At 38.7% G+C, this 26,715-nt stretch carries 24 protein-coding genes and 4 tRNA genes; 26 read left to right on the top strand and 2 right to left on the bottom strand.

Annotated features, from left to right (window positions below):
* The first annotated feature begins 170 nt into the window (after positions 1-170).
* From rsmG to QNH48_RS30380, 5 genes are all read left to right on the top strand, one after another.
* On the top strand, positions 171-887 hold the full coding sequence (gene rsmG / locus QNH48_RS30400) for a 16S rRNA (guanine(527)-N(7))-methyltransferase RsmG (protein WP_095247378.1): 717 nt from the start codon (positions 171-173) through the stop codon (positions 885-887).
* A 110-nt stretch (positions 888-997) separates the two neighbouring features.
* The gene (gene noc / locus QNH48_RS30395; RefSeq protein WP_283953307.1) at positions 998-1,882 is read left to right on the top strand and encodes a nucleoid occlusion protein; all 885 of its coding nucleotides are present in this window, start codon (positions 998-1,000) and stop codon (positions 1,880-1,882) included.
* A gap of 239 nt (positions 1,883-2,121) precedes the next feature.
* The gene (locus QNH48_RS30390; protein ID WP_283953306.1) at positions 2,122-2,883 is read left to right on the top strand and encodes a ParA family protein; all 762 of its coding nucleotides are present in this window, start codon (positions 2,122-2,124) and stop codon (positions 2,881-2,883) included.
* The gene (locus QNH48_RS30385; protein ID WP_283953305.1) at positions 2,876-3,733 is read left to right on the top strand and encodes a ParB/RepB/Spo0J family partition protein; all 858 of its coding nucleotides are present in this window, start codon (positions 2,876-2,878) and stop codon (positions 3,731-3,733) included. The genes QNH48_RS30390 and QNH48_RS30385 overlap by 8 nt, the downstream gene beginning before the upstream one ends.
* Positions 3,734-4,007: 274 nt before the next feature.
* The gene (locus QNH48_RS30380) at positions 4,008-4,730 is read left to right on the top strand and encodes a DUF554 domain-containing protein (RefSeq protein WP_283953304.1); all 723 of its coding nucleotides are present in this window, start codon (positions 4,008-4,010) and stop codon (positions 4,728-4,730) included.
* Positions 4,731-4,789: 59 nt separating this feature from the next.
* Here QNH48_RS30380 and yyaC read toward each other — a convergent pair whose 3' ends face one another.
* A complete protein-coding gene (gene yyaC / locus QNH48_RS30375; RefSeq protein WP_283953303.1) occupies positions 4,790-5,407 on the bottom strand; it encodes a spore protease YyaC in 618 nt (205 codons plus the stop codon).
* Positions 5,408-5,583: 176 nt separating this feature from the next.
* Between yyaC and QNH48_RS30370 the strand changes: the two genes are divergently transcribed.
* The 11 genes from QNH48_RS30370 (at position 5,584) to dnaB (ending at position 16,871) form a co-directional block, all read left to right on the top strand.
* On the top strand, positions 5,584-6,468 hold the full coding sequence (locus QNH48_RS30370) for a mechanosensitive ion channel family protein (RefSeq protein ID WP_283953302.1): 885 nt from the start codon (positions 5,584-5,586) through the stop codon (positions 6,466-6,468).
* Positions 6,469-6,483: 15 nt separating this feature from the next.
* Entirely contained in the window at positions 6,484-6,681 is a 198-nt protein-coding gene (locus QNH48_RS30365; protein WP_095247385.1) for a DUF951 domain-containing protein, read from the top strand.
* 75 nt (positions 6,682-6,756) lie between these two features.
* On the top strand, positions 6,757-8,754 hold the full coding sequence (locus QNH48_RS30360) for a molybdopterin-dependent oxidoreductase (protein WP_283953301.1): 1,998 nt from the start codon (positions 6,757-6,759) through the stop codon (positions 8,752-8,754).
* A 165-nt stretch (positions 8,755-8,919) separates the two neighbouring features.
* Complete coding sequence (gene ychF, locus QNH48_RS30355; RefSeq protein WP_283953300.1) at positions 8,920-10,020, top strand: redox-regulated ATPase YchF; 1,101 nt, start codon at positions 8,920-8,922, stop codon at positions 10,018-10,020.
* Positions 10,021-10,632: 612 nt separating this feature from the next.
* A complete protein-coding gene (gene rpsF / locus QNH48_RS30350) occupies positions 10,633-10,920 on the top strand; it encodes a 30S ribosomal protein S6 (RefSeq protein WP_045519104.1) in 288 nt (95 codons plus the stop codon).
* Between the two features lie 66 nt (positions 10,921-10,986).
* On the top strand, positions 10,987-11,517 hold the full coding sequence (gene ssb, locus QNH48_RS30345; protein ID WP_133369894.1) for a single-stranded DNA-binding protein: 531 nt from the start codon (positions 10,987-10,989) through the stop codon (positions 11,515-11,517).
* Positions 11,518-11,571: 54 nt separating this feature from the next.
* Complete coding sequence (rpsR, locus tag QNH48_RS30340; RefSeq protein ID WP_063255175.1) at positions 11,572-11,814, top strand: 30S ribosomal protein S18; 243 nt, start codon at positions 11,572-11,574, stop codon at positions 11,812-11,814.
* A gap of 127 nt (positions 11,815-11,941) precedes the next feature.
* Positions 11,942-12,889, top strand: a complete 948-nt coding sequence (locus QNH48_RS30335; protein ID WP_283953299.1) for a YybS family protein — start codon at positions 11,942-11,944, stop codon at positions 12,887-12,889.
* Between the two features lie 23 nt (positions 12,890-12,912).
* Complete coding sequence (locus QNH48_RS30330) at positions 12,913-14,886, top strand: DHH family phosphoesterase (RefSeq protein WP_283953298.1); 1,974 nt, start codon at positions 12,913-12,915, stop codon at positions 14,884-14,886.
* Positions 14,883-15,332, top strand: a complete 450-nt coding sequence (gene rplI, locus QNH48_RS30325) for a 50S ribosomal protein L9 (protein ID WP_283953297.1) — start codon at positions 14,883-14,885, stop codon at positions 15,330-15,332. The genes QNH48_RS30330 and rplI overlap by 4 nt, the downstream gene beginning before the upstream one ends.
* A gap of 189 nt (positions 15,333-15,521) precedes the next feature.
* Positions 15,522-16,871 (top strand): replicative DNA helicase, encoded by a 1,350-nt coding sequence (gene dnaB, locus QNH48_RS30320; protein WP_095247392.1) that lies wholly within the window; start codon positions 15,522-15,524, stop codon positions 16,869-16,871.
* Between the two features lie 190 nt (positions 16,872-17,061).
* Here dnaB and QNH48_RS30315 read toward each other — a convergent pair whose 3' ends face one another.
* Complete coding sequence (locus QNH48_RS30315; protein WP_283953296.1) at positions 17,062-17,967, bottom strand: nuclease-related domain-containing protein; 906 nt, start codon at positions 17,965-17,967, stop codon at positions 17,062-17,064.
* A 196-nt stretch (positions 17,968-18,163) separates the two neighbouring features.
* On the opposite strand from QNH48_RS30315, the gene QNH48_RS30310 reads away from it, so the two are divergent.
* The 10 genes from QNH48_RS30310 to QNH48_RS30265 all read left to right on the top strand — a co-directional run bounded on the left by QNH48_RS30310 (position 18,164) and on the right by QNH48_RS30265 (position 26,704).
* Complete coding sequence (locus QNH48_RS30310; protein WP_095247394.1) at positions 18,164-19,456, top strand: adenylosuccinate synthase; 1,293 nt, start codon at positions 18,164-18,166, stop codon at positions 19,454-19,456.
* A 126-nt stretch (positions 19,457-19,582) separates the two neighbouring features.
* Positions 19,583-19,658: transfer RNA gene (locus QNH48_RS30305), tRNA-Lys, on the top strand.
* 64 nt (positions 19,659-19,722) lie between these two features.
* Positions 19,723-19,794: transfer RNA gene (locus QNH48_RS30300), tRNA-Glu, on the top strand.
* 64 nt (positions 19,795-19,858) lie between these two features.
* Positions 19,859-19,935: transfer RNA gene (locus QNH48_RS30295), tRNA-Asp, on the top strand.
* Between the two features lie 42 nt (positions 19,936-19,977).
* A tRNA-Phe gene (locus QNH48_RS30290) sits at positions 19,978-20,050 on the top strand.
* Positions 20,051-20,443: 393 nt separating this feature from the next.
* Positions 20,444-21,904: a peptidoglycan DD-metalloendopeptidase family protein gene (locus QNH48_RS30285; RefSeq protein ID WP_283953295.1), complete on the top strand. Its 1,461-nt coding sequence runs from the start codon at positions 20,444-20,446 to the stop codon at positions 21,902-21,904.
* A gap of 166 nt (positions 21,905-22,070) precedes the next feature.
* Entirely contained in the window at positions 22,071-22,781 is a 711-nt protein-coding gene (gene yycF / locus QNH48_RS30280) for a response regulator YycF (RefSeq protein WP_283953294.1), read from the top strand.
* 8 nt (positions 22,782-22,789) lie between these two features.
* On the top strand, positions 22,790-24,613 hold the full coding sequence (walK, locus tag QNH48_RS30275; RefSeq protein WP_283953293.1) for a cell wall metabolism sensor histidine kinase WalK: 1,824 nt from the start codon (positions 22,790-22,792) through the stop codon (positions 24,611-24,613).
* Positions 24,610-25,932 carry a YycH family regulatory protein gene (locus tag QNH48_RS30270; RefSeq protein ID WP_283953292.1) on the top strand — a complete coding sequence of 441 codons (1,323 nt, stop codon included), beginning with the start codon at positions 24,610-24,612 and terminating at the stop codon, positions 25,930-25,932. Before walK ends, QNH48_RS30270 begins: the two co-directional genes overlap by 4 nt.
* Entirely contained in the window at positions 25,919-26,704 is a 786-nt protein-coding gene (locus QNH48_RS30265) for a two-component system regulatory protein YycI (protein WP_283953291.1), read from the top strand. The genes QNH48_RS30270 and QNH48_RS30265 overlap by 14 nt, the downstream gene beginning before the upstream one ends.
* The last annotated feature ends 11 nt before the right edge of the window (positions 26,705-26,715 follow it).

The raw sequence follows: 26,715 nt of genomic DNA, 5'->3' as shown, positions 1-26,715 counted from the left end.
GCGTGGGCGGATTCAAGGAGTAAATCAATGTCCTGCGGGAGACCCCGCAGGCGCCTTAGCGCCGAGGAGGCTCCCCGGAACGCCCTAAGGTCCGCGAAGTTCCTTTCGTTACAATCAACAGACATGTTTAATAAGGCCTATAATTTTTTTAAAAAGAGGAAGTTTTGCTGATGAACATCGAACAATTCAAAGCTATGCTTCTTGAGAAGGGGATTACCCTTAGCGATAAGCAGCTAGATCAATTTGAGAAATACTTTCATACCTTGGTTGAATGGAATGAAAAAATGAACCTAACGGCCATCACTGAGCAAGGTGATGTCTATTTAAAACATTTCTACGATTCCATTTCTGCTGCATTTTACTTTGATTTCACGCAGCCCCTGCATCTCTGTGATGTCGGTGCAGGTGCAGGATTTCCAAGTATTCCATTAAAAATTGCCTTTCCTCATTTAGAGGTGACAATCGTTGATTCATTAAATAAGCGAATTTCCTTTTTAAATCATTTAGCAAATGTATTAAAATTGGAAAAGGTCCACTTCATTCATGACCGCGCTGAGACTTTTGGGGTTAATCCTTCCCATAGGGAGTCCTATGATCTTGTGACAGCGAGAGCCGTTGCAAGAATGTCAGTTCTTAGTGAACTTTGTCTTCCTCTTGTAAAAGTTGGGGGACATTTCGTCGCAATGAAAGCAGCTCATGCGAATGATGAGTTAAGTGTTGGTCAGAAGGCAATCAGTACACTTGGAGGAAAACTAGAGCAGAAGTTTACCTTCACTTTACCGATGGAAGAAAGTGAAAGAAATATCCTTGTGATAAAAAAAGAAAAGCAAACGCCGAAGAAATATCCGCGAAAACCAGGTACACCAGGTAAAATGCCAATTGAATAAATGGCGGAAGAGTGGATTATTTTTGTTTAAATAAACAGCGGTCTTGGCAGGAAGAAAACAGTTAGATAGCGAAATAAGTAATAGGGAGTTTCGTAAAGGTGGTGTTGGGGATGAAGAATTCGTTTTCACGCTTTTTTGGCCTCGGCGAAAAGGGAGATCAAAAGGTTGAGTTAGAGAAAGAGCTTGAAACGGAGTTAGAAGAAGAGCTAGATGCTGCAAAAAATGAGGAAATAAAAAAGATTCCGATTGATAGTATTGTTCCAAATCGTTTTCAGCCTCGAACCGTATTTGATGATGAAAAAATAGAGGAATTGTCACGAACAATCCATACTCACGGAATCATTCAGCCAATTGTAGTCCGGCAGTTTGAAGGAAATTATGAAATTATTGCCGGTGAGCGCCGCTATCGTGCCATGAAGAAGCTTGGCTGGGCTGAAGCACCAGCAATCATAAAAAATTATTCAGATACAGAAACCGCTTCTGTGGCTTTAATTGAAAACCTTCAGCGGGAAGAACTATCGCCTATTGAAGAGGCAATTGCCTATGGAAAGCTTCTTGAACTGCACAGCTTAACGCAAGAAGCGCTTGCTCAACGTCTCGGAAAAGGTCAGTCTACCGTTGCCAATAAGCTAAGACTTTTAAAGCTGCCACAGCTAATTCAAGAATCCTTGTTAAATAAAGAAATAACAGAACGGCATGCACGAGCACTTATTCCACTTAAAAATCCTGAGAAGCAGGTTATGCTTTTACAAGATATAATCGAAAAAAATCTTAATGTTAAGCAAACAGAAGACCGAGTTGCCAGGATATTAGAAGAGAAGAATCAAAAGCCAAAGCCAAAGAGAAAAGCATTCAGCAAAGATATGAGAATTGCTGTAAATACCATTAGGCAATCGTTAACCATGGTTTCTGATAATGGGATTAATCTCGACTCGGAAGAAGAAGAATTTGAAGATTATTATCAATTTACAATAAAAATTCCAAAGAAAAAATAAAATAATTACAAAATGGAACCAGACTTTTTAGCAGTTTGGTTTTTATTTTTGTATCCTAAAACTCAATTAATGTAAAATAATGTTAATTAATATGTTTATCTTCACTAATATTTTTTTAAAAAAAATAACAATAAATCAGTTTCATGATAAAATAAATAGCATGGAATTTTAGTTTACTAGTTTTACTAGTTTATATTACTAGATTTAAGTATTTTATTTGAAACAAGGTAGGTGACATCGTGGGCAAAACCATTGCAATCGCGAATCAAAAGGGCGGAGTTGGAAAGACAACTACCTCTGTCAATCTAGGCGCCTGCTTAGCATACATTGGGAAAAAGGTTTTATTAGTAGACATTGATCCACAAGGGAATGCAACAAGTGGAATTGGTATTGACAAAGCAGATGTAGAACAGTGTATATATGATGTTTTAGTAGATGATGTGGAAGCAAAGGATGTTATTAAACCAACATCTGTCGAGAATTTATATGCCATACCAGCTACGATCCAGCTTGCAGGAGCGGAGATTGAGCTGGTTCCTACTATCTCAAGAGAAGTCCGACTAAAGAGGGCTCTTGAAGAAGTCAAAGATCAATTTGATTATATTATTATTGATTGCCCGCCATCATTAGGCTTATTGACTCTTAACTCCTTAACTGCTTCGGATTCTGTTTTAATCCCTGTTCAATGTGAGTATTATGCTTTAGAAGGTTTAAGCCAATTACTAAATACAGTACGATTAGTACAAAAACACTTAAACCAAGACTTGAAAATAGAAGGCGTATTATTAACGATGCTCGATGCCCGAACCAATCTAGGCATTCAAGTAATCGAAGAAGTTAAAAAGTATTTTCAAGACAAAGTATATAAAACCATTATTCCAAGAAATGTACGTCTAAGTGAGGCTCCGAGTCATGGTGAACCAATTATTAATTATGATTCAAAATCTCGTGGAGCAGAAGTGTATTTAGATTTAGCAAAGGAAGTGGTCTCAAATGGCTAAAGGTTTAGGGAAAAAGGGCATAAATGCGTTTTTTACAAATATCGAAGCCGGTAAGGAAGAGACTGTCCAAGAAATTAGTTTAAAGGAATTGCGTCCAAATCCTTACCAGCCAAGGAAAACCTTCCAACAAGAGGCCATTGATGAGTTGAAAGCTTCTATATTAGAGCATGGAATACTCCAGCCTCTTGTGGTAAGAAAAAGCATAAAAGGGTATGAAATTGTTGTCGGAGAAAGACGCTTTCGAGCGGCTAAAGAAGCAAAATTAGATACTGTTCCAGCTGTTGTCAGAGAGTTAACAGAGCAGCAAATGATGGAATTAGCAGTATTGGAAAATCTTCAGCGAGAAGATCTAAACGCTATTGAAGAAGGACAAGCATACCAAACATTAATGGAAAAGTTAAATTTTACCCAAGAAGAAGTAGCGAAGCGGTTAGGAAAAAGCCGGCCGCATGTAGCCAATCATATCCGTCTACTTTCTCTTCCTGCTAAGATTCAAGAGTTAATTTCAACGGAGAAAATTTCAATGGGGCATGGCCGGGCACTCCTAGGCTTAAGACAAAAGGCAAAGCTGCCAGCTATAGTAGATAAAATTATTCAGGAATCGTTGAATGTTCGCCAACTGGAAAAACTCATCCAACAATTAAATGAAAATGTTCCACGTGAAACAAAAAAGCCAGAGAAGAAAAAGGATGTGTTTATCCAGGAGCGGGAACACTCCCTTCGCGAACGATTTGGTACGACTGTAAACATTAAGAAATCCAAAAATAAAGGAAAAATCGAAATTGAATTTTTCTCCGAAGAGGATTTAGAACGGATTTTAGAAATGCTAGGCAAGGAAGAAGCATATTAAACCATCAGAGGATGGTTTATTTTTTTTTATTAGGCTGTGAGTTAACTCCTTTATTTGATTGGAGCGGAAGGCGCGAGACTCCTGCAGGAGGACGGGACAGGGGAGACCCTGCTCATCTCTTAGCGCCGAGGAGGCTTCCCGAACCGCCTGGAGCGGAAATCAACAGGTAATACTAACACAGCCTTTCCAAAAAAAATAACTTTCCAACAGCACCAAAAGATGATAGTTTAATACTATTATAAATTTCGAGAATCGAAGAATAGGTGAATAGACAATGTTTTTATTAGGAACGCTTGTAAATGGATTGTTAATCATTATTGGGGTAATTATTGGTAAACTCTTGAACCGAATTCCTGAAAGCATGAGAACAACAGTCATGTATGCGATTGGCTTGTCGGTGATAGTGCTCGGATTACAGATGGGAATAAAAAGTGAAAATTTTTTGATTGTAATTATCAGCTTGGTTATGGGGGCTGTTTTTGGCGAGCTCATGCAATTAGAAGAAAAGCTGAATCAACTCGGGCTGTGGCTGGAAAGGAAAATGGGTTCTGTCGGTTCAACTGGAAAAGGAAGTATTGCAGAAGGATTTGTTACAGCAACTTTAATCTTTGTCATTGGGGCTATGGCAATCATTGGGGCACTTGACAGTGGTATTCGCGGGGATCACGATGTATTGTATACAAAAGGGCTCATAGATGGTTTCACTTCAATTATTTTAACTACTACTCTTGGGGTAGGAGTTATTTTTTCAGCCATACCAGTCATGCTCTATCAAGGAATCATTGCATTATTTGCCACTCAAATTAATACATTTATTCCCCAAGTATTGATGGATCAATTTATTGTTGAAATGACAGCAACAGGCGGTGTCATGATTTTTGCCATCGGTCTAAATCTAACAGGACTAGTGAAAATTAAAGTAGCAAACCTCCTCCCTGCTATTGCTGTGACAGGGCTTATCGTTACAATTCTTTATCTATATAATCTTTATTTGTAGTACTTTACCATAGTTGTGAAAATAAAAAAGAGCAATTGGAGTTAATCCAGATTGCTCTTTTAATTAGTCTTTTTCTGCTCTTGCTGTGTTAGTTCTTGCAGTCTTCCTTTTGTATGAAGAATGCTTGCCTGATAAATACCATTTGCAATTGTTTTTGCCATTTTCATAACCAGGTTAAGGCGTGTATTTTGTAAGACAAAGAACTCCATAAAGCCGCTGACATTGACGATACCGGTTATGTGGATATTTCCAACTGCAGGAAGCTCCTTATTTACACCAGCCCCAGGTTTAACCGGGCCATCACCTACCTGGATAACACCAACATTTTTCATTCGTCCTAAACAGGCATCAATCCCAATAATATAGGGATCATGATGTTTTATTGTTATTTCTTGTAAACGTTCATTTAGATTTACTGCATGAATGGGCTCATCTAGAGTACCATACACATGAAAGGAAGATATGTCCTTCTCCTCTAGAAGTGATCCCACAAGCGGCCCTAGTGAATCTCCAGTTGAGCGGTCAGTTCCAATACAAACAAAAATGATCGGCCGCTCCGCATACCTGGGCAGGAACTTTAATAGTTCCATTGAAAGATTTTCAGCAGCTTGAAAATCATCATGAGGTATTCGCTGTGTATTAGCCCTCCTATCCAAGAAACTAGGTTTCAGATTCATAAGTCCACTCCTCGGTCTGTGTTACTTTTTAATAGTATACGGAAAATTCCGAAAATCTATACGTAGTCAAGCAAAGAATTCCAGTTGAAAAAATGAATAATTCACAATACTATAAAGTACAAAGGAAACTTGGTAAAATAAGTGTGATTCATCAGGCAGAGGGAAAGGGTGTTTAAATGAGTTCTACTCAAAGGATTATTCAAAGATTTATTGATAAATTCCAAAATGAAGATACATGGTTAGCTATAGGGGAAGGTTTACTTAAAATCATTGCCATTATGATCGTTGCTAAGATTTTAATTAAGTTAGGCAGTTTAGCCATTGATAATATTTTTAAAATAAGAACGCGTTCTCCACTTAAGACTTCTGAACGCAGAGAAGAGACATTATCAAAGCTTCTTGATAATGTACTTACATATGTTGTCTATTTTATTTCTTTTATGATGATTCTTTCTGTCTTAACCATCGATGTAAAAGCGCTGATTGCCGGGGCTGGAGTTGTCGGACTCGCCGTTGGTTTTGGAGCGCAGAGTCTTGTCAAAGATGTAATAAGCGGTTTCTTTATCATTTTTGAAGATCAGTTTTCAGTTGGTGATCACGTTCGAATTGACCAATTTGAAGGAACCGTTCAAACGATTGGTTTGCGAACAACAAAGTTAAAAAGCTGGACAGGAGAAGTTCATATTCTTCCGAATGGGAGTATCATTCAAGTAACAAATTTCTCTTTAAATAACAGCCTTGCAATCATCGATATATCGGTTGCATATGAAGAAGATATTGAAAAAACGCAAAAGGTCATTAAGGATTTACTTGAAAAAATGCCTGAACAATACGAAGAATTAACGAAAGCACCTGAGCTTTTAGGTATCCAAACCTTGGGACCATCAGAGATTGTTTTGAGAATTGTTGCTGAAACCTTGCCAATGAAGCATGCAGGTGTTTCAAGGAATATAAAAAGAGATGTTAAAGAATGTTTAGATGCGCATGGAATTGAAATTCCATATCCGCGTATGGTCATGTACTCAAAGAATTCTGGAAATATCACTGAACCTGGTGTTTAAGAGGAGGCGATTTCAATGGAAGAAAAAGAATTTGGGTTAAATGATGTTGTTGAGATGAAAAAACAGCATCCATGTGGGACGAACCGTTGGAAAATTATTCGCATGGGGATGGATATTCGCATCAAATGTGAAGGCTGCGATCATAGTGTAATGATCCCAAGGCGTGAGTTTTCTCGGAAAATGAAGAAAATTTTGGTGAAGCATGAGCAGTAGATCATGCTTCTTTTTTTTGCTTAAATATATTATCCTATTAAAAAAGTAGAAAGATCATTTTGGGGGTGAGGAAATATGGCGGAAGTTCTGAAATCAGCATGTCCTTTAAATTGCTGGGACAGCTGCGGTCTTCTTGTAAGTATTGAAAATAATAAAGTAATAAAGGTTGAAGGTGACCCCTCCCACCCGATTACCAAGGGGAAAATTTGCGGCAGAGGAAGAATGCTCGAAACAAGGACCAATTCTCCTGAACGGCTTCTTTATCCTTTAAAAAAGGTAAATGGAGAGTTTCAGCAAATTTCATGGAAGCAAGCACTAGATGAAATTTCCCTTAAGTTAAAGGAAATTAAAGAACAATATGGTTCCACCGCCGTCCTCCATAGTCATGATTATGCAAACAACGGGATTCTAAAAAATTTGGACCAACGTTTTTTTAATGGATATGGCGGTGTTACAGAAATTTATGGATCACTTTGTTGGGGTGCAGGAATTGAGGCACAAAAGTGGGATTTTGGTGATGCTTATGGTCATGAACCAGAGGATATCCTATATAGTAAAAACATTATTATCTGGGGAAGAAACGTCGCGCGGACCAATATGCACTTTTATGAAAAACTCCTAGAAGCAAAGAAAAATGGAGCAAAAATTTTTGTTATTGACCCATTATATAATGCAACTGCAAAAATAGCAGATGAATATATATCAGTAAAACCGGGAATGGATGGTTTACTTGCTGCAGGTATCATAAAGGAAATTCTTCGATTAGGTATGGAAGATCGTGGATTTATTGATCAATATACGTATGGATTTGAGGATTTAGAAAACCTTATTAACACTATTTCTTTAGAAAAAATCAGTGAAATGACAGAGGTACCAATAGAAACGATCCACCTTTTAGCAAAGGTTTTTACAGATAAACCAACATCAACTTTTATGGGACTTGGACTGCAGCGATACAAGAATGGCGGAAATACTATTCGTTTGATTGACGCTCTTGTTGCGGTAAGCGGCAACATTGGAATAGCTGGCGGAGGCGCCAATTATGCAAATCTCCAAGTAGGTCAAAGCTTTGATGTTGCTAATTTAACTAAGAGTGATCGCAAAACCAGCCATAGACAGTTTTCAATTATGAAGCAAGCGGAGGAAGTGCTCGCTGCCATTGATCCAGAAATAAAGATGATTATCGTCACCTGTGGCAATCCTCTTACACAAGTTCCAGATTCATCCATCGTGGAAAAAGCTTTTTCGTCAGTTTCGACTTTGGTGGTTATTGAGCAATTTATGACTGATACAGCGCAACTGGCTGATTATGTTTTGCCAACTACAACATCATTTGAGGAAGAAGATATTTATTACTCCTCTATGTATCATCACTACGTCAATTATGGTCCGAAACTTGTTTCAGCACCTGGGGAAGCAAAATCTGATTTATGGATTTGGACACAGCTGGCACAGAGACTCGGATTTGGAGATGATTTTAGGCTATCAAGAGAGCAGATGCTTCAATTGTCTCTTCTGTCGTTAGCTGAAAAGGGAAAAACGTTGGATGAACTTAAAGTGAAAAGTTCTCTTGAATTGCCGGTAAAGCGGGTTCCATGGGAGGATTTCCAGTTTAAGACAGCTTCCGGAAAATATGAATTTACCTCTATGAACAAGGGTGAAGAAGGTAAGTTGAAATTAGCTGTTCCTGAAGAATCAAAATGGAATAATCCGCTCCTAGCCGAAGAGTTTCCGTATCACCTATTGACCATTCATCCATTAAGATCAAATCACTCACAAAACTATCATCTCCTTCCTAAAGCACCTCAGCTAAAAATAGAAGTTGCTGAAAATATTGCAACCGATATGCATTTAAAGGCTGTTGATTTTGTAAGAGTATGGAATAATCGTGGAGAAGTGAAGGGATATCTCTCCATTTTACCAAAGGCACACCCTAACACGATTAATATCGATGAAGGAATGTGGAGACAGTTTGGCGGTTCCGTTAATAACCTAACCTCAAGCAGTGAATCCGATAACGGCCTGGGCAGTACCTTGTACGATTGCCTGGTGAATATTGAAAAAATAAACTAACTGCTGCCGATAGCGGCAGTTTTTCTTATTTAGCCTAAGTGCCTAGGGCTTCCACTTTTCTTTGCTTGTCTTTTTACGGGCTAATGCCTATAATTGTGAGAGGCTTTTTAATAATACTTGGACGTTATTTTTATAAATAGATATATTCTTTGAGGAGTGAAAGTAATGGCATTAACAGCAGGAATTGTAGGGCTGCCGAATGTTGGTAAGTCTACATTATTTAATGCAATCACACAGGCTGGGGCTGAATCAGCTAACTATCCGTTCTGTACGATTGATCCAAACGTAGGAATTGTGGAAGTACCAGACCACCGTCTAAATAAATTGACTGAGCTTGTTCAGCCGAAAAAGACAGTTCCCACTGCATTTGAATTTACCGATATCGCAGGAATTGTCAAGGGTGCAAGTAAAGGTGAAGGATTAGGAAATAAATTCTTATCTCATATTCGTCAAGTAGACGCGATTTGTCAGGTTGTCCGCTGCTTTGCAGATGATAATATTACTCACGTTTCAGGGAAAGTTGATCCAATTTCAGATATAGAGGTCATTAACTTAGAGTTAATTCTTGCGGATATGGAATCTGTAGAGAAACGGATAAGCCGTGTTGAAAAACTAGCGAAGCAAAAAGATAAAGAGGCAGCGGCTGAGTTTGAAGTGCTTTCTATGCTTCGTGATGCTTTTGAAGCTGAGAAGCCAGCACGGACGGTTGAATTTACCGATGAACAGTTGAAAATTGCAAAAATGCTTCATCTTTTAACGATTAAGCCCGTTCTATATGTGGCGAACGTTGGTGAAGATGATGTAGCGAATCCAACAGAGAACGAATATGTTCAAAAGGTTCGTGAGTTTGCAGCCGCAGACAATGCTGAAGTTATCGTGATTTGTGCAAAGATTGAAGAAGAAATTGCTGAGCTTGAAGGCGATGAAAAGCAAATGTTCCTTGAGGAACTTGGAATTGAAGAATCCGGACTTGATCAATTAATTCGTGCGGCTTATAATTTGCTTGGATTAGCTACCTACTTTACAGCAGGTGTTCAGGAGGTTCGTGCATGGACGTTTATACATGGCATGAAAGCTCCACAATGTGCGGGTATCATTCACTCTGATTTTGAACGCGGATTTATTCGTGCAGAAACAGTTTCTTATGATGACTTATTAGCAGCAGGAAGCTATAATGCCGCTAAGGAAGCTGGAAAAGTCCGTTTAGAAGGAAAAGAGTATCTAGTAAAAGATGGAGATGTCATTCACTTCCGTTTTAATGTATAAAATTGTCAGCCTTGCATTCGCAGGGCTTTTTACGTGGGGAGACTTTTAAGGGAAGGCTGTGTTGAAGGAAACTTTTGATTTTAGAACTATGTTGATTTGTGCGGAAGGCGCGAGACTCCTCGAAAATGCTATCGCATTTTCTTCGTGCGTGGGCAGACTCGAGGATGTAAATCAATGTCCTGCAGGAGGACGGGACAGGGGAGACCCCGCTCATCTCTTAGCGCCGAGGAGTAGGAAAAGCGGAAGCGCCTTGTCCAGCCCCGACAAGCGCTGGAGGGCCTGACGATGAAGTCGTTCTTTGACTTCAACGTTGGGACCGAAGCGACTCGAGGGGCTAGGCGCTGCAGCTAGACAGGCTTCCCGAGCCGCCTGCGGAAAGCGAAGCGCCTCGTGACAGGCAGAGACCGCCTGTCACTGCGGTGATTATTCAAAGAAGCTTTCCTTTGTGGAGCACAAATCAACAGCCTAATTTAACACAGCATAAAGGAAAAAACTGAAATAGTGAACAACCTTGCTTTTCCTGATGAACTATGCTAAAATTTTACCTTGTGAGTAATGAATAATTGCTCCTTGCCCAAAATGGGCCGTTTAGACCAAAAGGAGGTGACTGTGATGAATAAGTACGAAATCATGTACATCATCCGCCCAAATATTGAAGATGAAGCGAAAAAAGCTCTTGTTGAGCGTTTCAACGGAATTCTTCTTGAAAACGGTGCGGAAACTGCTGAAACAAAAGATTGGGGTAAGCGTCGTTTAGCTTACGAAATCAATGATTTCCGTGATGGATATTACGAAATCGTTAAAACTACATCTTCAGCTGACGCGGTACAAGAATTTTCTCGTCTTGCGAAAATCAGCGAAGATATCATTCGCCATTTAGTAATTAAAGAAGAAGCTTAATATATATGTATTTTGGTCAGAATGTTTCACATGAAACATTCTCCGAAAGAAAAGGAGTTGATTCTGATGATGAATCGTGTCGTGCTTGTTGGCCGTTTAACAAAAGATCCTGATTTGCGTTATACACCAAATGGGGTTCCTGTAGCTACTTTTACTTTAGCAGTTAACCGCCCGTTTTCTAGTCAGGCTGGTGAGCGTGAAGCAGACTTTATTAATTGTGTTGTTTGGCGAAAACCTGCTGAAAATGTGGCGAACTTCTTGAAAAAGGGCAGTCTTGCAGGTGTTGATGGCCGTATTCAAACCCGCAACTATGAAGGACAAGATGGTAAGCGTGTTTACGTTACTGAAGTTCAGGCAGAAAGTGTTCAATTTCTTGAACCTAAAAATGCATCTAGCGGCGGCGGAAGAAGCGACAACGATCACTTCGGTGCACCTCCAAGGGAACCGCAAGGAAATCCTTATGGCGGCGGCAATCAGAATCAACGTCAGTATCAAAACAACAACAATAATAATAACAAAGGTTTTACTAAAGTGGATGATGATCCGTTCGCAGGTAACGGTCAGATAGACATCTCCGATGATGATTTACCATTTTAAAGTAAAATTTGAATGAACGTTTCTAAAATAACAGTAATGAAGGAGGGAATTTTCATGGCAGGTGGAGGACGTAAAGGCGGACGCGCGAAGCGCCGTAAAGTGTGCTATTTTACAGCAAATGGTATCTCTCGCATCGATTATAAAGATGTAGATTTACTTAAAAAGTTTATCTCTGAGCGTGGAAAGATTTTACCACGTCGTGTAACTGGTACAAGCGCTAAATATCAGCGTAAACTAACAGTTGCAATCAAACGTGCACGTCAAATGGCATTATTACCATTCGTTGCAGGGGAATAAATTGAATTCGAGCAGCTAGGGGGAACCCTTGCTGCTTTTTTCTTTTATATTGCAGAATTGTTGAATAGCAGCGCGTATCTAGCTAAAATTAAGAAATAGGGTTTTTTGAATTAATTGAGGTGAAGCAGTGAAAAATGTTCGTAAATTAACAGAAGGTGCTATCCTTTTAGCAGCCTTTGCAGTTCTATTGTTACTTACAATCTATGTCCCGTTGCTTGGAATGGTTGTAAACCTATTCTTAGCTGTACCATTTATGCTTTTTGCAGCCAAGAATGATGGGAAAAGTATATTTGTTTTTATCATCGCCTCCCTTCTTCTATCATTCATTGTAGGAAGTATTATGTCCCTGCCATTAACGCTTGCATATGGAACAACAGGTGTCGTAATCGGGTACCTTATTCAAAAACAGAAGAATATGGGTGTTCTATTCATTGCAGGTACTCTTGTCTTTCTAGTTAATTTAATTATTATTTATGTATCAAGTATTGTTCTTTTTAAAGTAGATATGATCACTGAAATGATTGAAATGATGCGTGAGTCACTCAATGTTTCCGCTGATTTATTAAAGAACTTTGGAAATGCGCAGGACTCGGAGAAGGTGTTGGAGCAATTTAATAATGGATTAAATCTAATTAAAACTTTAATCCCAACGTTATTCGTTCTTTCTTCCTTTTTAATTGTATTTATCATGCAGCTTGTATCCTTCCCAATTATAAAAAGATTTGGAGTTAAGGTAGAAAAATGGAAAAGCTTTAAAGACATTTCCTTGCCAAAAAGCATCATGTATTATTTTCTCCTTACTTTGCTTTTAAGCATGTTTATGAATCCTGAAGAAGGTACCTTCTGGTATATGGCAATTATCAATATGACCTACATCCTGCAATTCCTAATGGTCCTGCAAGGATATACATTTATATTTTATTACTTCGATCAAAAGGGTATTTCAAAAGCTATTTCTATAACAATAGCGATTGTCTCTTTCACCATTCCAATTTTTCTTTATATTGTAGGGATATTAGGTATAATTGACTTAGGCTTTGATTTACGAAAAGGCTTTACGAAAAAAGAGAGATGACTACTGTTTAGGAGCTGAAAAATTTGCCTGCATTTATTGAAAAACGCTCGATTCGTTATCCTTTTTACGGGCTAATAGGCATTACAGTGGTGCTGCTCATTGTCCTGGCCTACTATAATTGGATACTAAGCTTAGTTGGGTTATTTCTCATTATCCCGCCATTTTACTATATGTTAGTCATTGATTCCCGCCAAAGAAAAGAGATGGAAGACTATATCTCAACCCTTTCTTACCGAGTGAAAAGGGTTGGCGAAGAAGCGCTGATGGAGATGCCGATTGGGATTATGCTCATAAATGATGAATACTCTATCGAGTGGACCAATCCTTTTCTTTCCTCCTATTTTGATGAGGATACCCTAATTGGAAGGTCACTCTACGAAATAGCTGATACGTTGATTCCGTTAATTAAACAAGAGGTTGGCACAGAAATTATTACCCTTCACGAACGGAAATTTCAGGTGATTCTTAAAAGTGAAGAGAAGCTCCTTTACTTCTTTGATGTCACCGAACAAAAAGAAATTGAACAAATGTACCACGATGAACGCACCGTTATTGCAGTTATCTTTTTAGATAATTATGATGAATTAACACAAGGTATGGATGACCAAATGCGTGGCAGTATTAACAATATGGTTACTTCAACCCTAAATAAGTGGGCCCAGGACAATGGTATTTTTCTTAAAAGAATTTCATCTGAACGATTTATTGCTGTTTTCAATGAAGCTATTCTTCTGCTTCTCGAAAAAGGAAAATTTACCGTTCTAGATGAAGTAAGAGAAATGACATCTAAGCAAAATATCTCCTTCACACTAAGTATAGGTGTAGGTGCTGGGACGCCTTCTCTGCCTGAGTTAGGTGTATTAGCGCAATCAAGTCTGGATTTAGCCTTAGGAAGAGGCGGAGATCAGGTAGCGATTAAACAGCCCAATGGTAAAGTTAAATTCTTTGGCGGTAAAACAAATCCGGTTGAAAAACGGACAAGAGTACGCGCCCGCGTTATTTCCCATGCCTTAAAGGATTTAATTACCGCAAGCGATAAGGTCATAATTATGGGTCATAAAAATCCTGATATGGATTCTATTGGGTCATCTATTGGTATTTACAAGGTTGCTCAAATGAATCAAAAGGATGCCTACATAGTCTTGAACCCCCAAGAAATGGATGGCGCTGTTCACCGGCTCATGGGAGAAATCCGCCATCAAGAGCAGTTATTTTCTCGATTTATTGGTCCAGAAGAAGCATTGGAGATTTCAACAGAAAAAACATTGCTAGTTATCGTTGATACCCATAAGCCAGCACTCGTCATTGAAGAACGACTGCTTAATAAAATAGATAATGTTGTGGTTATTGACCATCATCGCCGAGGAGAAGAATTTATTTCAAATCCAGTTCTTGTTTATATGGAGCCATATGCTTCCTCAACTGCAGAGCTTGTAACTGAATTTCTTGAATACCAGCCGAAACGCGGTAAAATAGAAATGATAGAAGCAACGGCACTGCTCGCGGGAATCGTGGTGGATACGAAAAGCTTTACTTTACGAACAGGTGCTAGAACCTTCGACGCTGCCTCCTATTTACGAGGCCAAGGAGCGGATACCATCCTCGTTCAGAAGTTTTTAAAGGAAAGCGTTGATACGTACATTAAGCGGGCTAAATTAATTGAATCGGTTGTTTTTTACCGCGATGGAATTGCCATTGCTAAAGGGGATGAAGGCGACCAACATGATCAAGTCCTTCTAGCCCAGGCAGCAGATACTCTCCTGACGATGGATGGTGTAGCAGCCTCCTTTGTGATTGCGAAACGAAATGAAGGGCTGATTGGAATTAGTGCCAGATCGCTTGGAAATGTAAATGTCCAGGTCATTATGGAAAAGCTTCAAGGCGGCGGGCACCTGACAAATGCAGCTACCCAGCTGACCGGGATTTCCATAGCAGAAGCAGAAAGACAATTAAAGCTAACAATTGAAGACTATTTTGAAGGTGGGAAAAAGGAATGAAAGTAATTTTTCTAAAAGATGTAAAAGGAAAAGGCAAAAAAGGTGAAGTAAAGAATGTTGCGGATGGCTATGCGCATAACTTCTTAATTAAGCAAGGCCTGGCAATTGAAGCGAGTAATGCAAACATCAGCACATTGGAAGGTCAACAGAAAAAGGAAGACAAACGTGCAGCAGAAGAGCTAGCTGAAGCGAAAAAGCTAGGAGAGCAGTTAGAAAAAATTACTGTTGAGCTTTCTGCTAAAGCAGGTGAAGGCGGCCGCCTTTTTGGTTCAATTACGACAAAACAAATTGCGGAAGAACTTCAAAAGAAACATGGTATTAAAATCGATAAGCGCAAAATGGAATTATCAGATGCGATTCGTACTCTTGGACATACAAAGGTTCCAGTTAAGCTTCATCATGAAGTTTTAGCAACTTTAACCGTTCATGTAAAAGAAGTAAATTAATTTCCAGTTCAAATTTTAGCTAAACATGTTAAAATAATAAAAGTTAAGGGAAAAAGGAACTACACTTTTTCTTAAATGAGTGATGTGATCGGTTGAGGCTGGTCACTTTTCTTTATTATGGACATAATTAGGTTTAATACTATTAATATATAATAAATTATCCTCTTCATATTAGGAGGTTTTTGATAGATGAATGATTTATATGCAGATCGTCTGCCACCGCAAAATATTGAAGCTGAACAAGCTGTCTTAGGTGCGATTTTCTTAGAACCCTCTTCTTTAACTGTGGCTACAGAAATCTTGATACCTGAAGATTTTTACCGTGCTTCGCATCAAAAGATATTTAATGCTATGTTGAAGCTGAACGACGAAGGTAAGGTCGTTGACCTTGTAACGGTAACCGAGGAGTTAGCAGCAGCAAAGCTAATTGAAGATACAGGCGGAGTGAGTTATTTAAGTGAATTGGCTAGTTCTGTTCCAACAGCTGCTAATATTGAGTATTATGCGAGAATCGTAGAAGAGAAGTCTTTGTTAAGACGATTAATACGAACAGCCACTGAGATTGCTTCAGATGGTTATTCTCGTGAAGATGAAGTCGAAGCACTTTTAAGCGAGGCAGAAAAAAATATTCTTGCCGTAGCGCAGCGGAAAAATGCTGGATCCTTCCACAATATTAAAGATGTCCTTGTACGTACGTATGACAATATAGAAGAAATGCATAACCGTGTAGGGGATATTACCGGTATTTCAACTGGATTTGCTGAATTGGATCGGATGACAGCAGGTTTCCAGCGTAATGATTTAATTATCGTTGGGGCCCGTCCTTCCGTTGGTAAAACGGCATTTGCCTTGAACATTGCTGCCAATGTTGCGACAAAAACGGGTGAAAATGTGGCCATATTCAGTCTAGAGATGGGTGCAGAACAGCTTGTTATGCGTATGCTTTGTTCGGAAGGAAATATCGATGCTCAAAGGCTGCGTACAGGTTCCCTTACAGATGATGACTGGGGTAAGCTGACGATGGCCATGGGAAGTCTGTCAAATTCGGGAATTTTTATAGACGATACACCTGGGGTTAGAATCAGTGATATCCGTTCAAAATGCCGTCGCCTGCAGCAAGAGCATGGTTTAGGCATGATCCTAATCGATTATTTGCAGTTAATCCTAGGAAGCGGCCGTTCAGGTGAGAACCGTCAGCAGGAGGTTTCAGAGATTTCCAGATCCCTAAAACAATTAGCGCGTGAGCTTAAGGTTCCTGTTATTGCCCTATCACAGCTTTCCCGTGGTGTGGAACAGCGTCAGGACAAACGTCCGATGATGTCCGATATTCGTGAATCCGGTTCGATTGAGCAGGATGCCGATATCGTTGCCTTCCTCTACCGTGATGATTACTACGATAAAGAATCCGAGAATAAAAACATCATCGAAATCATTATCGCTAAGCAGCGTAACGGCCCAACCGGCACCGTTTCGCTGGCGTTTGTAAAAGAGTACAATAAATTCGTAAACCTCGAGACACGGTACGATCCAAGTGCATAACTTTTAATGAGCTAGCCGGCCAATCATTGGCTGGCTTTTTTAATAGATTGATAACTCAACAAGGCCAGAATTGTAAAGTTGAGGCTATTCGTACCCGTTCAGGCCGAAAATGGGGATTATCGGTAACGAATAGAGGCTATTCGTGCCCGCAAAGGCTGAAAAGGTAAATAGACGGTAACGAATAGAAAAATTACTCTTTTAAAATGTAATAAGATGATCTACTATGTCTTATTAGTTCAAGATTTTTTGCTAAAATACGTCTAATCGTTTTTTTAGACTTTATGATGCTGCACCATTCATGAATTCTATCTGTCGTAATCTTTATATCCGGAAAAAGTAAGCTAAATTCATTCACACTTCTTAATATAGCTGCCTCAGGCTCCTCTATACATCCACATTTCTTACATTTCAATGTCCCATCTGTTAAAAAGTTCCTGCAATCCCGGCAAGTGATACCTTTTTTCAACTTTTCAAAGCTGTATGGAGGTAATCTTGGATAGGGAGATTCAATTTTATGCAGACCTTCTAATTGCTCGGCTAATTGAAAATGCTTTTTGTTTAGTTTTACTGGTCCTGAATTTAACCTTTTTAAAAAGCGGTTAAGCTGTGTTGGAAAAATAATGGCTGGCTGGATTGAGGGTAAATATAAGTGGAACTCGGGGTTTTTGAAGATAAGATAGGAAGCAATCGTAAAATGATATCCTAATTCGTGCAGCAATTTTTCAAGTAAGGTTTCGCAGCGTTCTAGCTGGTGTAATGGATTCTTTTGTAGGACACCTGCGGGGTTATACCATTTATCATCTTTGACAACATAATCTCCTTCAAAATTTTTTACGTCTAATAGATGAATCTTCTCATAAGCAATGATTAACGTATCAATTTGGAACGTGGATTGGTTATGTTCAAGTAATAAGTCATGCAGAACGAACCAATCATCAGTAAGATTTAGCAGCCAAATATCGCTTCTTACCTCGCCTTCATACCCTTTATTGATTGTCCAAAAATGTTTTTTATCATTCTCTGAAAGATCCATTCTAGCATTTAATAAACGATAAAGTACTAATTCCAATGGTTCCGATCTCTTTTTAAAAATCATATAACACTTCCTTCCTAATGATACCTATTTTATGGAAAACTAACATCTAATACAAGCTAGATTCATAAATTAATATTTTACGAACATATTTTAATAAGTTAATATAAATCGTTCGTGTTTTGTTGACTTTTACCTGCATTAATTGGTAAACTTGTGTGTGGAAAAAGAAAAGCGTATTTAATTTGGAGGTGCCTATATGACGTCAGTAGTGGTAGTTGGTACACAATGGGGAGACGAGGGAAAGGGTAAAATTACCGATTTTCTTTCCGAAAATGCAGAGGCAATTGCTCGATATCAAGGTGGAAATAACGCAGGTCACACCATTAAATTCAACGGTGAAACATATAAATTACACTTAATTCCATCTGGAATCTTTTATAAGGAAAAAATCTGTGTAATTGGCAATGGAATGGTGGTCGATCCTAAGGCACTTGTTGCTGAGCTTGCCTATTTACACGAAAAAGGGATTACAACCGATAACCTTCGCATCAGTAACCGCGCACACGTTATCCTTCCTTACCATTTAAAACTCGATGTTGTTGAGGAAGAAAGTAAGGGTGCCAATAAAATTGGAACCACTAAAAAAGGAATCGGCCCTGCTTATATGGATAAGGCAGCGCGCGTTGGAATCAGAATTGCTGACCTCCTTGAGCGTGACGTTTTTGAAGAAAAGCTTGAACGAAACCTAGCTGAAAAGAATCGTTTGTTCGAACGCATTTATGAGACAACAGGATTTACAAAAGAGGAAATCTTAGATGAGTATTTCGAATATGGGCAGCAAATTAAACAATATGTTTGTGATACATCTGTAGTGTTAAATGACGCTCTAGATGAAGGCAAACGGGTTTTATTTGAAGGCGCTCAGGGAGTTATGTTAGATATTGACCAAGGTACGTATCCATTTGTTACTTCATCGAATCCTGTTGCAGGAGGCGTTACAATTGGCTCTGGCGTTGGCCCATCAAAAATCACACATGTTGTGGGAGTTTGTAAGGCGTATACCTCTCGTGTTGGTGACGGACCGTTCCCAACGGAGTTACATGATGAAATTGGCAGTCAAATTCGTGAAGTAGGACGTGAGTACGGTACAACAACTGGACGTCCACGTCGAATTGGCTGGTTTGACAGTGTAGTTGTTCGTCATGCACGTCGTGTTAGCGGCTTAACGGACCTTTCACTGAATTCCATTGATGTGCTATCTGGGCTTGAAACGTTAAAAATCTGTACAGCCTATAGCTACAAGGGTGAACTGATTACTGAATACCCTGCAAGCCTTAAGGTGTTAGCGGAGTGTGAACCAGTCTATGAAGAGCTTCCAGGATGGTCTGAGGATATTACAGGAGTTAAAACATTAGATGAACTTCCTTTAAATGCACGTCATTATGTTGAACGGGTAACACAGCTTACTGGAATTCCATTAACTACTTTCTCTGTAGGGCCAGATCGCAATCAAACAAATGTTGTTCGCAGTCCTTGGAGACAAATTTAATCTTGAAAAAGCCCTCATTTTCTGAGGGCTTTCACTTTTAAAAATCTTTTTTTAAAAAAGTATTGTACTTTACGTACAAGCCGTGTTATTATAAAAAGCGTCGTCACAAACGAGACATCTTATGACGAGCCATTAGCTCAGTTGGTAGAGCATCTGACTTTTAATCAGAGGGTCGAAGGTTCGAATCCTTCATGGCTCACCAAAGTTTTTTCGCGATAGTGGAAAATTACTTTCCTTTCGCGTTAGCAAAATAACCTTCAATTTATGGCCCCTTGGTCAAGTGGTTAAGACACCTCCCTTTCACGGAGGTAACACGGGTTCGAATCCCGTAGGGGTCATTGGCATTTGATTGTTGGCAAAACATCGGCAAGTCCGGTTGCTTGCTGACAATCAATATCATATGGTCTGGTAGTTCAGTTGGTTAGAATGCCTGCCTGTCACGCAGGAGGTCGCGGGTTCGAGTCCCGTCCAGACCGCCATTAACTTACCTAAATAGATAAGTTATGGTAACAACTTAAGTTGGCTCAGTAGCTCAGTCGGTAGAGCAAAGGACTGAAAATCCTTGTGTCGGCGGTTCGATTCCGTCCTGAGCCATAATAAAAAAAGAAGCTTGCAGATGTAGGCTTCTTTTTTTATTTGTTATAAGCGTAATATTGATGTAATAAAACATCTAATTATTTACAAGATTTTGGCGAAGCTTGTCCCATTATGTAAAATGTGGTCATATTCTATCACCTGTTTAAAACGTTGGTATAATAACTTTTACCTACCAAAATAGGAAAAAATACACAGAAAATCCTCCTACTTCCAACTCCTATATCTGTAGTAAAATGTCAGCTGTTATACAATTTTGTTACATTATAAAGACTAATCGTTATTAAATTTGAAATTATGTTAAAGTTATAGAGTAGAAAAAGAAGGAAATTTCTTTTGTGGTTATAAAGTACTAGATTAAGAGAGTTGTTTCCGTAATTTAGGAGGATTCCAATGTTATTTAATAATAAAGGAAATAAATCAAGTAAATTAAAGAAAAAACAATCTTTGAAAATGGCTGTTATGACAGCGTTTGCGGCTTCTGCACTAATATTTAGCAGCGTGTCTGCAAGTGCTGCAGGTTCGTTCAAATTAACGACTGTTTACCATGTATACCATGATCAACAATATATAGGAACTGTTTCTAATAAAGAGATTGTTGAAAACATTGTCGAAGAAAAGGAAGACAAATTAAGAGAATCTACTAAGGATATGGACTTGAATTTTGGCTCAAATATTGAGTACATAAAGGAACAGGTTTTTCATTCAACAGCAAATGATGAAGAAACCATTCAAAAACTTGATAGTACCATCCAGATTCAAGCTGAAGCTTCCGCCATTATTATTGACGGAAAGCCTGTTGTTTTCTTAGAAAACCAAGAGACTGCTGAAGATGTTATTAAAAGACTTAAACTTGCCTATGTAACTCAAGCTCAACTAGATGAGGTAGAAGCTAGGAAGGCTGCACCTGAAACTGAATTACAACCATTAAAGGAAAATGAAACTCGTATATTAGACGTGAGAGCCGTTGAAAATGTTTCATTTGATACAGAGAAAGTTTCGCCTGATGAAATTATGTCGGCTGAAGAAGCCGTTACCCTTTTACAAAAAGGTTCGTTAGAAGAAAAGAAGTATGTAGTAAATGAAGGCGATGTTCTAGGAACGATCGCTAATAACCATGGATTACCATTAGACCAGTTTCTTGCCTTAAATCCTGGACTTACAGAAGATACTGTAGTGAAAATTGGTCAAGAGGTTAATGTTACAGCATTAAAGCCTTTTGTTAAAATTATTGTTGAAAAAGAAGAAAATCGAAAAGAAGCGGTAACTTTTGCCAATGAAACCGTTAATGATGATAGCATGCCAAAAGGCGAAACAACAGTAAAGCAAGAAGGCAAAAATGGAGAACGTTCTGTTACCTATCGCATTTCGACAGAAAATGGAGCTACCGTCAGCAGTACAGTAACAAGTGAGGTTGTCCTTACAGAGCCTGTTACTCATATTGTTGTAAAAGGAACAAAGGTGATTCCTTCACGTGGCACGGGTACTCTTGCCTGGCCAACAGTTGGAGGTTACATTTCCAGCCAACAAGGCCAGAGATGGGGTAGAGCCCACAAAGGAATTGATATCGCAAGACCAAGCAATCGAACAATTAAAGCTGCAGATAATGGTAAAGTTGTCTCAGCAGGTTATGACGGCGGTTATGGAAACAAAATCGTGATTGATCACCAAAATGGTTTGCGTACGGTATATGCCCACCTAGCATCAATTGATGTAAGTGTTGGTCAAACCGTTTCGCAAGGCTCATCCATTGGTATCATGGGCTCAACTGGAAACTCAACCGGAGTACATTTACATTTTGAAGTATACAAAAATGGAGCTCTTCAAAATCCTTTAAATTATACACATCAATAATTCCACATCCTACAAAAAGAGTCTCTACTAGTACTAGAGGCTCTTTTTGTGTCAAATACTACTAATAGATGAATTACAACAGAAACAATGGTAAAGTAAACTAGAGTAGAAATGCCATTTATATTTTTATCAATAGATAATTTTTAAAAACAAAGGAGCAATGGGTATGGAAAAGAAAATTCTCGTAGTGGATGATGAAAAACCGATTGCGGATATTTTGCAGTTTAACTTAAAAAAAGAGGGTTACGATGTTTACAGTGCTTATGATGGAAACGAAGCTCTCGTAATGGTAGAAGAAGTACAGCCAGACTTAATTCTCTTAGATATTATGCTTCCTTTAAAAGATGGAATGGAAGTTTGTCGCGAAGTCCGCAAGAAATATGATATGCCGATTATTATGCTGACTGCTAAAGATTCGGAAATAGATAAGGTATTAGGCCTTGAGCTTGGTGCAGATGATTATGTAACAAAACCTTTTAGTACCAGGGAATTAATTGCCAGAGTCAAAGCGAATCTGCGTCGACATCAGGTTGTCATTTCTCAGACAGATGAGGAAATTGAAACAAACGAAATTGAAATTGGTTCACTAACCATCCATCCAAATGCATATGTCGTTTCAAAACGCGGAGAGACAATTGAACTAACGCACCGTGAATTTGAACTGCTCTACTATTTGGCAAAGCATATTGGACAAGTAATGACAAGGGAGCATCTGCTGCAAACCGTATGGGGCTATGATTATTACGGAGATGTTCGAACAGTGGATGTAACGGTTCGCCGTTTACGTGAAAAGATTGAAGATAACCCTAGCCACCCTACGTGGATTGTTACTCGTAGAGGAGTGGGCTACTATTTGCGTAACCCAGATCAGGAGTAATGTTCTTCATGAAAAAGGTTAGTTTTTTTCGTTCTATACATGTTAAATTTGTAATCATCTACGTACTGCTAATTTTAGTTGCGATGCAGATTATTGGCGTCTATTTTGTCAGGCAGCTCGAAGAAACATTAAGGACAAATTTTCAAACCTCGATAAAAGAACGCGTTAATCTGCTTGCCTATAATGTGGTCGAAGAAATGGAAAGAAAAAGGACTCCTGAAGATCCTACCCTTGAAGATGAAATTAAAAAGATTCTTCGTGATTTTGAATCTGCTGATATTTTTGAGGTTAGGGTTATTGAGGGAAAGTCTCGTAAAATTCTCGGAACCTCCGATACAAACCAAGGTATCGTCGGACAGAGAACGACAGAGCTGCGGATTACGCAGTCCATCAATCTTGGGGAAGACTCGAGCAGTATCAGAATTGATAAAAAAGGCGGGCACCGGATTTGGGTACTTTCGACGCCAATAAAATCAGGCAATAATGTTATTGGTGCTATTTATTTGGAAGCTAAAATAGAAAATGTTTTTACCCAAATGAAAACCATTAATGGTATTTTTGCAACGGGTACAGGTATTGCATTAGCGATTACGGCTATCTTGGGAATACTGCTGGCACAGACGATAACCAGACCGATTACAGACATGAAAAAGCAAGCAATGGCGATGGCGAAAGGGAATTTTTCGCGAAAAGTAAGGGTATACGGGCAGGATGAAATTGGAACCTTGGCTCTAACCTTTAATAATTTAACGAAAAAGCTCCAAGAAGCTCAGGCCATGACCGAGGGAGAAAGAAGGAAGCTTTCTTCCGTCTTATCCTATATGACAGACGGAGTAATTGCGACAGACCGAAAAGGCAGAGTTATCTTAATCAATGAACCTGCTGCGGAGATGCTGAATGTTTCACGTGAAACAGTTCTCTCACAGCCAATTGTTTCTCTATTAGGGTTAAGTGATACGAATACATTTGAAGATTTATTAGAAGAAAAGGATTCGTTAATTCTTGATTATAGTACGAAAAAAGAACCTTATATTCTTCGTGCTAACTTTTCAGTTATTCAAAAAGAGACGGGTTTTGTAAATGGGTTAATTGCGGTTCTTCACGATATAACCGACCAGGAAAAAATAGACGCGGAAAGAAGAGAGTTTGTTGCCAATGTATCTCATGAGTTAAGAACACCGCTCACTACGATGAGAAGTTACTTAGAGGCATTGGCCGATGGCGCCTGGAAGGATGAAGAGATTGCCCCTAACTTTTTAGAAGTTACGCGGACTGAAACGGAAAGAATGATCCGCCTAGTCAATGATCTTCTTCAACTATCCAAATTAGATAGTACAGATTATCGACTTTCAAAAGAATGGGTAAATTTTGTTGATTTCTTTGACCGTATTATTGACCGTTTTGAAATGTCAAAAGAGCAAAATGTAAGCTTTCAAAGATTACTGCCAACTCATGCAATCTTCGTAGAAATAGATGAAGATAAAATGACACAGGTACTTTACAATATTATTTCGAATGCACTTAAGTATTCTCCAGAAGGCGGACAGGTTACTTTTTCAATAAAAGAGGAAGAAGAAAAAATTGTCGTAAGTGTCTCTGATGAAGGGGTAGGAATACCCAAGGAGAATATCGCTAAGATTTTTGATCGTTTTTATCGTGTGGATAAAGCGAGAACAAGAAAATTGGGTGGTACGGGATTAGGATTGGCCATTGCAAAGGAAATGGTTAATGTTCATGGCGGCATGATTTGGGCTGTAAGTGACGAGGGAAAAGGGACGGAAATTTCCTTTTCACTGCCATATGAGCAATCTGAAGAGGATGAATGGTCATGAGATACGAAAATAGTAAATCAGTCATATTAACAATTCTAATTCTGGTTAGTATTGTTTTAACTTGGAATCTTTGGACGTATCAGCCTAATTTTGACATGATGGAAAATGGTAATAATGTTGCAGAGGTAACTTTAAAGGAAAAACGCGAGCTTCATGAGGTCATTACCCCTGATTTAGTGGTATTTCATAGAAACGGGCAGCATAATGGGACAACCAATGCCGCTCTACTAAATCAGATTATGAGTGAAATAAGGAAATGGTCTTTCTACGACGTGAAAAACTACTCTGAAAATGTAGAGGATATCAAAGAATTAGTACATGGAAATGGCAATGCTGAAATTGTCTTTCCAACTGACATTCCGATTGAACTATATCGAAGTGTACTAAAATTTGAGGAGAAAAGAATTCCTGCTTTCAATTTTAATCGAATTATTATCAACGTTGAGAATTCTGAAAAGGGAAATGGGACAGTATATTTCGTTTCGGCCGATTACCGGCAGGTTTATATAAGCCATATATCCCCTGGGTTATTAAATGAATTTAATCGTGATTTTTATAAAAATGCTGAGCAATATCAGCGCTATTTCGCTTATGAGGCAACAGAGGAGAGGACTGTTTTTATCCCAGATGGAAATGTAGAAATGATGGAATATACCTATCTACCTGTCGTTCTTAACTCGGAGGCATTCAAAGAGGCATTGTTTAGTGACCCGAGATTTGTACAAAGGGGAACGGTTTCCGGGGTAGAAGAATTTAGTGATGCTTCGAGTAAGATGACTGTTAATCAGAATACCAATATGCTCCTTTATGTTAATCCTAATGGAGAGTCTGATTATGTTGACAATGCTTATGATTTATTAATGAGGAGTATCGATTTTATTAATGGGCATGGCGGCTGGACAGACCCTTATCGATATGTTGCCAGGGATGTAAAAAGGAAATCTGTTACGTTTCGTTTATATAATAATGATGGTTTTCCTGTCTTTAATGAGAGCGGCATGTCAGAGATTCAAGAAGTCTGGGGCAGAAATGAGATTTCGAAATATGTTAGGCCCAATATGGCTTTAGAGCTTCCGTTAACGACGGAAATGGTAAAGGTAACACTTCCAACAGGTTCAGATGTACTGGGATATCTCGAAAGTAAAAAAAATTTTAAACCAGAATTATTAGAGCAACTTGTTTTAGGATACAGGATGACAAGGGATAAAGGTGAAAATAAACTGATTCTCCTAGAGCCTGCTTGGTTCTACCGTTATAACCAGACATGGGGACAAATCACGAAGGATGACCTGGGGGGATTGTTGCATGGATTGGAGTAAAATTAAGACCATTTTTATCTTAACGTTCCTGATATTAGATGTTTATCTTTTATTTCAGTTTATGAAAGTTAGAGATGCAAATCAATACGAGGTCGTCACAGAGGCCTCTTTTGTGGAAATGCTAGAGGCAGAGGAAATTCGTTATAAAGAGCTGCCAAAGGCACCTATTGAGGACCAGTATCTAAGTGCCAAACCCAAAATGTTTACGAAGGATGATATAACAAAACTTAAGGGGCAAACAGCGCTTCTAAAGGAACCCAGCACAGCACTGATAGTGAAGCTGGATAAGCCGATCGCTTTAAAGCCAAAATTTGAAGCAGCTGAGTTAACACCTTTTATTAAGGATAATGTTTTGTACGGCAGCCAGTATAAATTTTGGAAGAAAGAGGATAAGAAAAACACCATCATTTACTTTCAACAATATGAGAATATGACTTTATATGAAAACCTAAGCGGAATGCTTACTTTTCAAATTGATGATCATAATCAAATTATATCCTATGAACAAACCTATCTAGAGGATATTGAAAAAGTGACAGAAAAGGAGGAAATTCTCCCTCCTTTAAAGGCATTGGAAACCTTGCATCAAAAAGGTGCTCTAATGCCAAAAAGTAAAATTACAAAAGTTGAACTTGGTTATTCAACATTGATTCAGCTTGCGGCTTCACAAGCTTTAGCACCAACATGGCGTTTTGTGGTGGATGATAAAGAAAGTCTTTATGTTAATGCACTAGAAGGACAGATTATAGAATTTAACAGCGATGAAAAATAGGGATGTGGAGT

The organism is Neobacillus sp. YX16 (genome assembly GCF_030123505.1).
Classification (GTDB): Bacteria; Bacillota; Bacilli; order Bacillales; family Cytobacillaceae; genus Neobacillus.
This window is presented reverse-complemented; position numbering and strand designations above follow the sequence as displayed.